At 36.9% G+C, this 12,739-nt stretch carries 7 protein-coding genes; all 7 read right to left on the reverse strand.

Features of this window, described 5'->3' with window-relative positions; genetic code table 11:
• Nucleotides 1–351 precede the first annotated feature (351 nt).
• On the reverse strand, nucleotides 352–1,665 hold the full coding sequence (locus tag C7377_RS00235) for an aminotransferase class I/II-fold pyridoxal phosphate-dependent enzyme (protein WP_116495340.1): 1,314 nt from the start codon (nucleotides 1,663–1,665) through the stop codon (nucleotides 352–354).
• An 11-nt stretch (nucleotides 1,666–1,676) separates the two neighbouring features.
• Complete coding sequence (locus C7377_RS00240; RefSeq protein ID WP_116495341.1) at nucleotides 1,677–3,722, reverse strand: acetate--CoA ligase family protein; 2,046 nt, start codon at nucleotides 3,720–3,722, stop codon at nucleotides 1,677–1,679.
• 225 nt (nucleotides 3,723–3,947) lie between these two features.
• The gene (locus tag C7377_RS00245) at nucleotides 3,948–4,448 is read right to left on the reverse strand and encodes a ferritin (RefSeq protein WP_116495342.1); all 501 of its coding nucleotides are present in this window, start codon (nucleotides 4,446–4,448) and stop codon (nucleotides 3,948–3,950) included.
• Nucleotides 4,449–4,549: 101 nt separating this feature from the next.
• Nucleotides 4,550–6,235: an alpha-amylase family glycosyl hydrolase gene (locus C7377_RS00250; protein ID WP_116495343.1), complete on the reverse strand. Its 1,686-nt coding sequence runs from the start codon at nucleotides 6,233–6,235 to the stop codon at nucleotides 4,550–4,552.
• 84 nt (nucleotides 6,236–6,319) lie between these two features.
• Nucleotides 6,320–8,119 carry a SusF/SusE family outer membrane protein gene (locus C7377_RS00255; protein ID WP_116495344.1) on the reverse strand — a complete coding sequence of 600 codons (1,800 nt, stop codon included), beginning with the start codon at nucleotides 8,117–8,119 and terminating at the stop codon, nucleotides 6,320–6,322.
• A gap of 21 nt (nucleotides 8,120–8,140) precedes the next feature.
• Nucleotides 8,141–9,691 carry a RagB/SusD family nutrient uptake outer membrane protein gene (locus C7377_RS00260; protein ID WP_116495345.1) on the reverse strand — a complete coding sequence of 517 codons (1,551 nt, stop codon included), beginning with the start codon at nucleotides 9,689–9,691 and terminating at the stop codon, nucleotides 8,141–8,143.
• Between the two features lie 19 nt (nucleotides 9,692–9,710).
• Entirely contained in the window at nucleotides 9,711–12,707 is a 2,997-nt protein-coding gene (locus C7377_RS00265; protein ID WP_116495346.1) for a SusC/RagA family TonB-linked outer membrane protein, read from the reverse strand.
• Nucleotides 12,708–12,739: the final 32 nt, after the last annotated feature.

Consider the following 12,739-nt stretch of genomic DNA (forward strand, 5'->3'; position numbering starts at 1 on the left):
ATAATATTTTAAGAATTATATGTTATACAACAATTTTAATCTGATATACAATAGTGAAAATTAAAAAAGGAGCTGTATCGAATACAACTCCTTTCAAAAAACCAATTACCCTAAAACTAACTCTAAAACTTAATCTTCTTATGTTCTGTATAAAAAAATGTATTATTTCTAATCATCTCTGAAATACACTACAAAATAAACACTTATTAAAGCCATAGCCAAATGATTTATCTACTCAAACGTGTGAGTAACACCACATTTAACAATTAGTTCAAATTAAAACCTTTGCATAAAAAAACGTACTATAATTTATAGTACGTTCTCCGCTAAATTAGCTTTTATAAATTACTTCTATATCATCGAGTTATGAAGTAATGCTAAACGTTTTTCTAAGTCTGGAAGTTGTTCGTCTGGTATTAGAGAAATGCAAATACGTAAGCCCTCAGTTCGCTCGCTTCCCGTGGTTTCTAAAGCAATAGCACAAAGTCCGTACTCTAAAAATTTATCTAACAGCTCCGAGCCGGTAAGTCCATCATAAGCTACTGTAAAATAAAACCCGTCTGCCAATGGTTCCTCACCGTCGCTATTATAAACAATATGAAAGCCGTTATCTAAGAACATTTTCTTTACAACGTTAGCTTTCTCTCCATAGACTTTTATTTCTTCTCTATAATTATAATCACCATCATTTACAGCTTTCAATATTCCTTGCAGCCCCCATTGTGCAGTGTGGCTAACGCCAGAAGATAGTGCATACAATGCTGAACGTATCATCGCATCACCAAAACGAGTATAGCCAAATTGCACTTGCAAGTCAGGATAATCTCTCTCGCACAATTTGTCAGACATTACCATCATTCCTATGCGTTGTCCAGCATAACTGAAAGCTTTTGAACTTGAAATTGTCAAAATATAATTTTCGGTATAATGAGCAACTGAAGGTTGATAAGGAGGCTCACCCGGCACCGAATAATCTTGACGGAAGTCCATACTGAAGTAAGCGAGATCTTCTATCACGATGACGTCATATTTTGTTGCCAATTCTCCAATCATCTGTAACTCTTCTTCGGTAAAGCACTGCCAGGTAGGATTATTAGGATTAGAATAAAGTATGGTCGAATACTCACCGGTAGCTAGCATACTTTCTAACTTTTCTCCTAACTTTTTTCCTCTATAATTGTACATATCAAATGTACCTACCTTTTGTTTTAAGATTCTTGCCTGTAGTTTATTAATATTAAATCCTGGGTCAATAAAAAGTGTCCCTTTTTCTCTATCAGCATGACAATTGTTTGCTACCGTAAAGCAAGCAAAAATCCCTTGCATAGAGCCTACTGTAGGAACGCAAGAAGTAGGTTTAACATCTATATCTAAAAAAAGTTTTGCAAAACGAGCAATCTCAGTTTTTAATTCAGGCAATCCATCCAAATTAGGATAAACAGCAGTAACTCCTTTTTTAAGTGCCTCCATCTCAGCATCTATCCCTGCTTTAGGTGAAGGAAGACCAGGAACGCCCATCTCCATACGAACAAAACGTTCTCCTACGGAAGCCTCTAAGCTGTTAACTAGAAAAACTAAGTCTCTTATAGATGCTCGTCCAATATTCTTTATTCGCAGGTCTGCTTTCTTTTCATTGATTAGATTCCTTGAAATTGGAAATTCCATGTTCTTCTATTTTATAATGTTATTACTATATCCACTGCTACTAAATGATCTCCACGTCCCATTAATGGGTTGATATCCATTTCCTCAATTTGTGGAGCTGCTTGCAATAAGTCAGATACTTTACATATAGTGTCAGCTATTACATCTTCATCAACGCCTTCTTTACCTCTAATTCCTTTAATAATTGGATACGATTTTAATGAACGAACCATCTGTAGTGCATCTTTTTTCGTCACAGGTGCCAATACGGTTTGAATATCTTTCATCACTTCGACAAAAATTCCTCCAAGTCCGCATGTTATTAGATGTCCAAATCCCGGTTCTTTTTTCACTCCAATAAATATTTCAACTCCAGAAACCATTTCTGAAATTTGAACACCATCGGCATCTGGAATGGCACTCAGCTTTGCAAAGTTTCCTTTAACTTCCTGCATAGAGTTCACGCCAAGAATAACACCTCCTACTTCTGACTTGTGAGCAGGACCCACAACTTTCATGACTAATGGAAAACCAATCTCTTTTGCAGCTTCCTCTGCTTGACTTTCATCATAAACCAAACGCTCTTGAGGACGTTTTATTCCTGCTAAATCTAGTACCTTTAATGCATCTCTTACAGGAAGTAAGCCTTTCTTATCTTTTAAAATACTTTGAATAGTAGATGTATTTTTAACCTCTATATTGTTTGAGATACTTGGCTTTGGTCGGTTAAAGACCTTAGACATAGCACGTCCTAAATTCACTTCTTCATCAAAGAATGCTCCACCTTTATTCACAAATTCAGCCATCTCTCTTTCGCAGTTAATCACTGAAGGCATCACTGCATAAATTGGCTTTTTGCATTTTAATTGTTGTTCTCTGATAACTTCATAGGCCTCATCGTTGGCAAACAAACCAGGGCTACCAAAGATAACCACCATGCCATCAATCATAGATAAGTCTTCTTCACAAACTCTAATGCACTTTTCTAATTGCGATGCAGTACCAGTTGCTAAAAAGTCAATAGGGTTAGATACTGATGAACCGTCGAAAAGTTGTTCCAATAAATGAGCTGTTTTTGCTTCAGGCAAATGAGGCACTGCCAAACCACCCTCAGAAAGTGCATCGGTCAACATCACAGCTGGTCCGCCCGCATGAGTAATTATTGCAATATTCTTTCCCTTTAATTCAGGATGTTGCAATACGCTACCTACGGTCACTAATTCTTGTCTTCCATAGACACGAATAACTCCAGCCTTTTTAAATAAAGCCCCTACAGCCATATCTGAGCTAAGCATTGCTCCTGTATGTGAGGCTGCCGCTCTACTACCAGCATCAGAAGTTCCGGATTTTACGGCAACAATCTTAAATCCTTTCTCCACTAAAAATTGTGCACTCTTCAAAAATACCTGCGGATCGTTGATTGACTCGATATACAACAAGATCGTTCTTGCCTTGTGCTCCTCATAAGTCTCGGCGATATACTCCAAAACATCTTCTACACTAATATGTGCAGCATTCCCTACCGAGAAAATAGATGAAAAGTCCAATCCCATCTTTAAACCTATCTCCATAATGAAAACTGCAGTGGCACCAGAGCTTGAGATAAAGATACAACCCTCATCAGTCAACTTAGGAACGGGAGTGGTAAAATTAGATTGGTGATGCACATTCATCATTCCTGTACAGTTTGGACCTATCAAAGAGGCACCGGCTTCCTCAACCAACTCAACCATCTTACGCTCTATCTTTTTACCTTCTTCCCCCATTTCAGAAAAACCTGCTGACAATACAATTATTGCTTTCGTATTTTTCTCCTTGACTAAAATCTCAATAGTAGAAGTACAAAATTTAGCTGGGATTGCCAACAGCGCTAAATCAACTTGTGGAAGTTCCTCTACGTTTTTGAAGGTATCGACTTCTTGTATCGATGGTGTTTTTGGATTTACTGCATATAAATCTCCATCGAATGTTCCATTTTTAATGTTATAAAGTGCTTTTCCTCCTGGTTTCTCAATATCATTAGAAGCACCTATTACAACAATGCTTTTGGGCTGTATTAATTCTTTTGTAATCTTCATCTGGCATATTAGCTTTTAATTAACAATCCATTTATAACTTAACTACCAAAAATAAGATTTCTTCAGCAAAATCTCTAAAATCTATGCCAACGGTTACTTACTATAAAAATTAAACATATTTACAATCAATATTAAAGTTCTGATTTACAACAAATAAAAAAAAAGGAGTACTAAAAAAATACTCCCTTTTTATTGATATGTTTTACAACAGCAAAGCGTTTATCATTACTCTAAGGTTCGTCCTCTGAATTCTTCATTCATCATATAGAGACCTTGTCCATCTTCACCACCAATAATTCGTAGTTTATCTAAAATATCACGAGAGGTAGATTCTTCCTCAACTTGCTCATCAACAAACCATTGTAACATACTTACTGTTGCATGATCAGATTCTTCTTGAGCAGTATTCATGCATTTATTTATTAGAGATGTTACATGCTTCTCGTGCTCAAGTACCTGCTCAAACAAATCCAAAATTCCATCCCATTCGTGTGGTACCTTTTTGATAGGTTCTAATAATACGCGCCCATCACGCTCAATAATATACTCAAAAAGCTTCATTCCATGTTCATTCTCTTCATGGTATTGCATCTTTAACCAATGAGCAAATCCACTCAACCCTTTTTTCTCTAGATAAGAAGACATAGACAAATACATATATGCAGACCAAAATTCTGCATTAATTTGTTTATTTAGGACTTCTTCTACTTTTTTGTTTAATGCCATAATTACATTTATTTTCAGTTATTTTATAAAGAAAATCAATTACAAAGAATAGACCAAAGATTATTGAATCATTCTATATTGTACCATCCTAAAGTGCTATTTTATTGCTCAATCAATAATACCTTTGTCTCTTTTTTCCCAATGCGCTCAATAGGTTGAAATAAAAAACCGCCATCTTCATTTAACTTCACATTCTCTAGATAACTTCCACTAATGAAGTCTTTGACCTTATAAGTCCCCTCTGGCAGATTGGTTTTCTTTGCGTAAATTTTTGGGGAACTGATCTCATTATTTGAAAAATTATGAGCCACTATGACTGCTTTACCTTTGAATTCTCTCAAATATCCGTAAATAGACGCGCTACTCACTCCTAAAGTTTGAAAAGTACCTTTAGTAAATTGGGGATGGGATTTTCGTAATGCAATCAATTGGGCATAAGTATTTAACAATGAAGTATCTTCTTCTTTTTGTGTTGCAACATTCTTGGTTTCTTGGTCTCCAATAATGCTCCACCACGGAGTGCCTGTGGTAAAACCTGCAGTTGTGGCATCGCTCGTCCAATGCAAAGGTGTTCTAATGTATTCGTCGCCTCCTGCTTTTGTACCCCACATGCCAATCTCCTCGCCATAATAAATAAAAGGCGTTCCAGGCAACGTAAGCAGTATAGAAGCTGCTAATTTTGAATTAGCGATACTTTTCCCCATCGTTTCATAAGAGCGGTCTTGGTCATGATTCGATAAAAAGGTAGCATATTGATGATAAGGATATAAATCTCTAATTTCAGCTAGTTTAGATTTTAAAGCTTGAGGAGAATTTTTTTTGACAGCATTTAAAATTGTTCCTGCCAAATCAAACTCAAAGCCTAAATCTATACCGTTATTTATATATTTCACAATTACTTGACTTCCATCGATAACTTCGGCAATAGTAATCGCATCGTTTTTATCACTCTTCATATTAGCAGTAAACTCCTTCCAATATGTGAGTGTTGCATCTGTATTATCTTGAATCTCTCCTTCTTCAATAAGATGTTTCGCGGCATCTAAACGAAATCCATCAACTCCTACTTCTGTCAACCAATAAGTTGAGGTTTCTTTTATTTCATCTTTCACAGCTTGCGTATTGTAATTCAAATCAGGCATTACATATGAAAAGACTCCGTAATAATAATTAGGAGCTTCACCATGCCATACTCCTTGTCCCCAGGAACCAGTGTATGTCGGTTTGGGATTTACAAAAATATACCAATCACGATAGGTTGATTTTTTATCATTGTAAGCACTCTGAAACCAAGGATGCTGATCAGACGTATGATTAATGACGTAGTCAATCACTATTTTCATTCCTCGACTGTGCAATTCTTGAACGAGAGATCTAAAGTCTTGCATCGTACCATAGTCCGGATTGATAGCTTTGTAATCTGTAACATCATAACCATGATAAGAGGGAGACGGATTAATAGGCATCAACCAAAGTGCAGTAGCTCCCAAGTCATTTTGAAGATAATCTAATTTTTCTCTAATTCCATTTATATCTCCAATTCCATCGCCATCACTATCATAGAAACTACGCACAAAGATTTCATAAAATACGGCTTCATTCCACCAGTATGTTGCCCCTTGGGCTTGCGGTGATTCTGTTTCTGGTATGGTAACCGAAGGATTAGGTTCTGGAGTTGGCGTAGGGTATGGTTTGGATACTGGGTCAGAAACATCACTCCCCCCACAGCTAATCAAGAAAAAACTGATTATAAGATTTACCCAAAATAGTTTTTGATTTTTCATCATCTATATTGTCATGTTTATACAGGCATGTTATTTATAAAGAAAAAAGGCACAGAGAAACTGTGCCTAATTTCTATTTTATCATTTCTATTGAGAAATACTTCCCGTCATGGTTTTGAAATTCAGATCAATGGTTGTCTCCACTCCAGCGACATTCACTCGTTCTTGGTCTCCGCCATTTCCTCGTGGAACAATAACTCCATCTAAAATCATGAATTCTGTTCGCCACCAATCATTCTCTGGAAAGTAAGGATGACTTACATACATTCTAAGTTCTCCAGCTTGCAAAGTCTTAGTTATGGTAATTTTTTCATTAACATTGTCAACAGTGAATAAGCCTGCTTCGTTATACATATCCCAACTTCCAATGGTATTGCCCATTAAATAAACTTTAGGTTCTGCGATAGATATTTTATTGGCATTCAAATCAACCACTACCATATAATAACCTGCAGTTCCGGGAACAGGAATGTTATTACCTGCCTTAGCATACTCTTCTTGCACAGCATCACTGTCGCCACCAAAGTCTTGCCCCCACGCTTTTTCAGGTGCAAATTTGAAACCACCTGTTTCGTTCATCCATACAACTTTCCAAAATAGATTAGGTGTCCCGTTTACTGGTATCATAGGCAAATCAGTATTATTCCAATCCCAATCTCCAACACCATCACCAATCATAAATAATTGTTCAGGATATTTTGGAGGAGGTGTGGAAATTATGACTTTTTTAACATCACCATTTACAGCATCAATCGTTAAGGTAATATTATATACACCTTTTTCAGAGACAGAAATATTTCCTCCTGCATCAACTACTTTATCTGTACTATTCTCAACATCTATCACTCCAAAACCAACATCAAAACTGATATCATTACTAGCAGGCTCTCCATTAAGCGTTCTTAATTTAAAGCCCTCGTTAGTCTCTAAAATGATTCCTTCCCAAGTCCAAGTGTAAATTGCTCCATCTTTTGCTGGAAGTCCATCATTATCAGCCAATAATACATTACCCCAGTTCCATCCACTGTTGTCAGCTGTTGCATTTTCATTATCTCCACTTACTCCTGTTCCTACAGCATCTAATTTAGCTTCAGTCCAGTCCGTAAATTCTGCTACGCTGGTTTGTTCTATGTCAAATGTTTCATCCTTTACATTTAATCGAACTTTATAATTCCCTCCTGAAACTTTAATATTAGCACCACCAGATTTTAAACCTATTGCACTTCCATTATCTACCAATTCAGGGTTGTCTTTATTTAGTCCCATATTGTTAGCCCATGGATCAGAAGGGTCTTTTTGTGGTGCACGGAATTTAAATTCTCCAGGTTTCATTTCTAACTCCAAATAATAGGTTTCATTACTAGAATCATACTTCATGGCTTGGTCATTTTCCAAATTCCAACCGCCTACAGCACTACCAATAAGCGTCCACTTATCCACATCAAAATAGGGAGTAACTGTCATAGTTATTGGTTCAGAATGCAGATAATTGTTAGCAACAACTCTCAACTGAATGGTGTATGTTTTCTCTGCCTCTAATCCAGCATCTAACAAGGCTTTATTAAAGGCTCCAACAGTAAATGTATGATTTAAATTAGTAGTGGTTATCAATGTCTTTGCTTTTTCAAAGTTAGCATCTGAAAAATCCATCTCTAGCCTGTAATTGTTAACTACATCTAAGTTAAAATCAGCTACAGTCCACTCAAAAACTTCAAAGAGATTTTCTTCATCTGTTTTTAACAGTACGGCGACATTCCCATCAGCGGGAGCAGTAATTTCTGGAGCTACAGTATTGTCTCCAAGTATTGGGTCTACATCATCTGAACATGCTGCTAAGAAAAGTGTCGCAGCAAGAATCCATAGTGCATTTTTTATAAATTTCTTCATCTTATATATACTTTAAACTGATTAGTAACCAGGGTTTTGTTTCAAATTAGGATTGGCTCCAATGTCTGATGAAGGGATAGGAAATACTTTTCTATAATCTTCAATTCCAGAACCATCGGCATTTCCACCTTTCCACTCCCACTTATAATTGGCATCTGTAAACTTACCAAAACGGATCAAGTCAGTACGACGGTGTGCTTCCCAATACAGCTCACGTGCTCGCTCTTCCAACAGGAACTCAAGGGTTAATTCACCTGCGTTAATATTGCCACTGTCATCACCATAAGCACGCTCGCGTAATTCATTAATATAAGCTAATGCTTGGGTAGCACTGCCACCACCACCACGAACAACAGCCTCTGCGTACATTAAGTAAGCATCTGCCAAACGGAACATTGGGAAGTCCGTATCAGGGAATGTTAGGTGAGAACCACCTTCACCGTTAGAGGTGATATTTTTATATTTAGCAATAGCATAACCATCTGTAAATTTAGATAAATCTGCAATTTCTTTTGCTTGCCCATCAGTAACAAACATAGCTCGTTTATCAACATCGCCACTAATGTCATCAAATTTGTCTGCAAATGCAGCCGTTGCACGGATTCCTCCCCAACCGCCATCAATACCAAAGACTGATGGGTCCATATCGCCACCTACTGCAGCGTGTATAATAAAAGTAGTTCCTCCCCAAGTTTGAGTTCGTTGTCCATCAAAAGCAACTGTGAAAATGATTTCGTTAGAATTATCATTGTCTGCCAAAAATAGATTCGCGTATTTATCTTCTAATTGATAACCAGCATTGATGATATTTTCTGAATATTTTAATGCATCAGCCCATCTAGCATTTCCAGTATAAACCTCAGCGTTCAAGTATAATTTAGCTAAAAGCATCCAAACTGCTCCTTGGTCAGCACGAGCATATTCATTCATTCCTGCTTTCGCTATTTTATTTTCAATATCTAAGAGTTCTGTCTCTACATATTGAAAAAGTTCCGCACGCGTAGCCATTGGCGGATTGAAATTACCCACGGCGTCCTCTTCCGTTACAAATGGGAAGTTTCCAAACATATCTAGGGCATGCCAATAAGCTAAGGCTCTTAAGAAACGAGCTTCGTAAACAAATTCTTGTATTTGTGCGTCTGTATTTTCTTTTGCTACACGAATAAATTCATTCGCTAAGGCAACCTCAAAAGCAATTCTATAATACATACCCCGAACGTTCACTTCCGCCGGTGTCCATATTCCTTTATTCAAATCCTGCACGGTTTGGTCATTCCAAGCTACCTTAGTTTCGTCAGTAGTAAATTGCTGTAAATAAAACAATTGACGCACGTATGAAGAGATTCCTTCATCAATACCGCCTAAGTCTCCTTGTCCTGCAGGCCCCTGTTGCCCTGTAGTTGCTAATCCTGCATAGATTTTTGCCAACCCTGCTTTGTAATCCTCAGTAGTCTGGTAAATATCTACTTCTGTTTTCTGGTCTTTATCCAAAGGAATTGTGTCTAAATCACCTTCACATGCCGCGAAAAGTGCTCCAATGAATAAAAAAGCTATGATTTTTATATATTTCATGGTTTTCTATTTTTCAAATTTAAAAGTCAACATTAACACCAAACGTAACAGTTAATGGTCTTGGATAAATATTATTATCAATACCTCCTGCAATTTCAGGATCTAATCCCGAATAATCAGTCCAAGTAAAAACGTTTTTGACTGACGCAAATAAACGCATGCTCGATTTTGGACTCCACAATTCGTTTACTCTATAGCCTAAAGTTATGTTGTCTAACTTTAAGAATGATGCATTCTCCACATAATAGTCAGAAAAATATTGAGGATGATTGAAACCTGTGTGTAACACATCTGTTGTGGCATTATTCAAATAAGTTTCCTTAGTACGCACACTTTCGTAATTCCCTCTGTCTGAGTTTACGTTATTGTACACATAGTTATTTAAATTCGCACGCATTGACAGACTTAAATCCCAATTCTTATAGGAAAGAGTATTATTCCAACCCATAAAGATATCAGCATCAGGAGCTTCGTAGATATACTTATCGTCTTCTGTTATTTTCCCGTCTTTATTTCTATCTACATACATTCCTTCAATAGGGCGCTCATTCTTATCATATACTTGCTCATAAACATAGAATGAACTGGCAGGTTTGCCAATAGCGTGTATTTGAATTGTATTTCCTGTACCACCCGAGATACCTCCAGTATAAACACCTACAAAATTAGGGTCATCATTGACTGTTAGTTTCGTAATCTCGTTTTCGTTATAGGTAATATTAAATGCTGAATTCCAATTAAAATCATCGTTTTGAATGATATCTGTTGCAATAGAGAACTCAACACCTCTATTTTCTAAAGTACCTACATTCGTTAAAATTTGGTTTGTCAAATTAGAACCTGCAGGTACAGGGACAACGTTCAGTAGATCAGAAGTTTCTCTTAAATAGGCATCAATAGAACCTGTGATTCTTTCATCTAAAAATCCGAAATCTAATCCAACGTTGTAAGTGGTGGTCTCTTCCCATTTAATATTAGCATCATAACCATCTGGTCGATATGTTAAATAATACTTCCCTCCTAATGGATAAGAGGCTGTGGGTTGTCCAATAGTGTATTTTGCTAAATAAGGATAGTCTCCATTATTGATATTCTGTTGCCCGGTAACACCATATCCTAATCTTAATTTTAAATTGGATAATGCTTTCTCTTCTTTACTTGATAGAAATCCTTCATCTATAATATTCCAAGCAAAAGCAGCCGATGGAAATAGTCCCCAGCGGTTATCTTCTGAGAAACGAGAAGAGCCATCACGACGGAGCGTGAAGGTTAAAAGATACTTGTCTTTCAAGCTATAATTTAAACGTCCGAAGTAAGATAACAGCACATTCTCTGTTGTAAAATCATCAAAAATGCTCCTTTTGTTACTTTCACCAATAGGTATTACAATACTTTCATCTAAGCTGTTCTCTGTTCTCCAGAACTTTTGATAAGAGTAACCTACCATGGCATCAATTCGACTATCAATATCCTCAATATCTTTTACGTAATTAAGGTAGAAATCTAATAACGTATTACGTTTACGTTGTTCGTAGTTTCTGTCTTGTCCTCCTGCAAAATATTGCCATGAAGCGTATTCAGGAACATATTTTTGTCCTTCACTTTCACTATAGTCGTATCCTAAATTAAGATTAGCGCGTAAGTCTGGTAAAAAGTGGAATTTATAGTCAAATTCGGCATTACCTAAACTTCTCTTTACAGTCGACTCATCATTTGTCAGCTCTAATAATGCTATTGGGTTGGCACTCGGTAAGGTTTGCGGATTACCATTCTGCTGTACCCAAGTGGTATAGCCACCATACTTACTGCCATTCATAATAGGTTTTGTAGGGTCAAAACCAACTGCTGCACCAATAGAACCGGTATCTGCAAATCGATTTTCAGCATAAACCCCTTTTACATTTAATTTCACTTTTAAATGATTGTCAAAGAAATTAGGTCTCAAGCTCACAGCTGCTGTTGTTCTTTCAAACTGAGAGGTTCTTAGTATTCCGTTATCATCTAAATAGCCTAAAGAAACACGAAATGGTAGTCGTTGCTTAATACTCCCTGAAAGACTTACGTTATGTTCATGCCCAACTGATGGGTTGAATATTTCTTTCTGCCAATCTGTTCCTTGGTAGTTTATATAATCTTTCATGTATTGGGAGTCAGTAGACTTTGGCTCGTATAAGAAAGTGTAGTCTCCATGCTTTGTCTGCATAACCTGCTTAAATTCCTCTGGACTTAGTACATCTACGTATTCTGAAGGTAAGTGAAATGAGACAGAACCGTTATAATTAACTTTTAAATCTCCTTTACCTGATTTTGTAGTGATAATAATAACACCGTTAGATGCACGTGAACCGTAAATAGCAGCGGCTGATGCATCTTTCAAAACAGTAAAACTCTCAATATCATTAGGGTTGATAGAAGAAAGAGCATTCCCCATACCATTGATACCATCATTATCCACAGGCACACCATCGATAACAATTAGTGGGTCATTAGAAGCTGAGAGTGAAGATCCTCCACGAATACGAATTCTACCGCCATCACCAGGAGCACCGCCACTTGCAGTAATTTGAACACCTGGCGTTTTTCCAGATAGCATCTGCTCTGGAGAAGCTGTCACTATTTTAGTATCTTCATCAATCTTTACACTAGTAACTGAACCTGTTGCGTCTTTCTTAGTCGTTGTACCATACCCGATAACGACAACTTCGTCTAAAACTTCAGTATCAGCAGACAAAACAATTCTTGAAAAATCAGCTTGTCCAACGATAAGCTCTCTAGTAGCAAATCCTACATAGGAAACCTCAATAATATCTCCATCGTTAACTTGAAGCGTAAAGTTACCATCGATGTCCGTTGTAGTTCCATTAGCTGTGCCTTTTACAAGGACAGATGCACCGGGCAAAGTCCCCATGTCATCGTAAACTTTCCCGGTAATTGTTTTTTGTGCAAACACCGTTGCAGGAATTGCAACAATGCACCACAAAAACAAAAATACCTTAATCAATAGATTTTGTTTCATATATTTTATCTTTTAAACTTTGAAAATTCAAC

It is taken from the genome of Balneicella halophila (assembly GCF_003096835.1).
GTDB lineage: Bacteria > Bacteroidota > Bacteroidia > Bacteroidales > Balneicellaceae > Balneicella > Balneicella halophila.

What these genes read in the sequence shown, in the direction of transcription:
- C7377_RS00235 (WP_116495340.1), bottom strand. Translation starts at nt 1,665, where the DNA reads ATGGAATTTCCAATTTCAAGGAATCTAATCAATGAAAAGAAAGCAGAC.
- C7377_RS00240 (WP_116495341.1), bottom strand. Translation starts at nt 3,722, where the DNA reads ATGAAGATTACAAAAGAATTAATACAGCCCAAAAGCATTGTTGTAATA.
- C7377_RS00245 (WP_116495342.1), bottom strand. Translation starts at nt 4,448, where the DNA reads ATGGCATTAAACAAAAAAGTAGAAGAAGTCCTAAATAAACAAATTAAT.
- C7377_RS00250 (WP_116495343.1), bottom strand. Translation starts at nt 6,235, where the DNA reads ATGATGAAAAATCAAAAACTATTTTGGGTAAATCTTATAATCAGTTTT.
- C7377_RS00255 (WP_116495344.1), bottom strand. Translation starts at nt 8,119, where the DNA reads ATGAAGAAATTTATAAAAAATGCACTATGGATTCTTGCTGCGACACTT.
- C7377_RS00260 (WP_116495345.1), bottom strand. Translation starts at nt 9,691, where the DNA reads ATGAAATATATAAAAATCATAGCTTTTTTATTCATTGGAGCACTTTTC.
- C7377_RS00265 (WP_116495346.1), bottom strand. Translation starts at nt 12,707, where the DNA reads ATGAAACAAAATCTATTGATTAAGGTATTTTTGTTTTTGTGGTGCATT.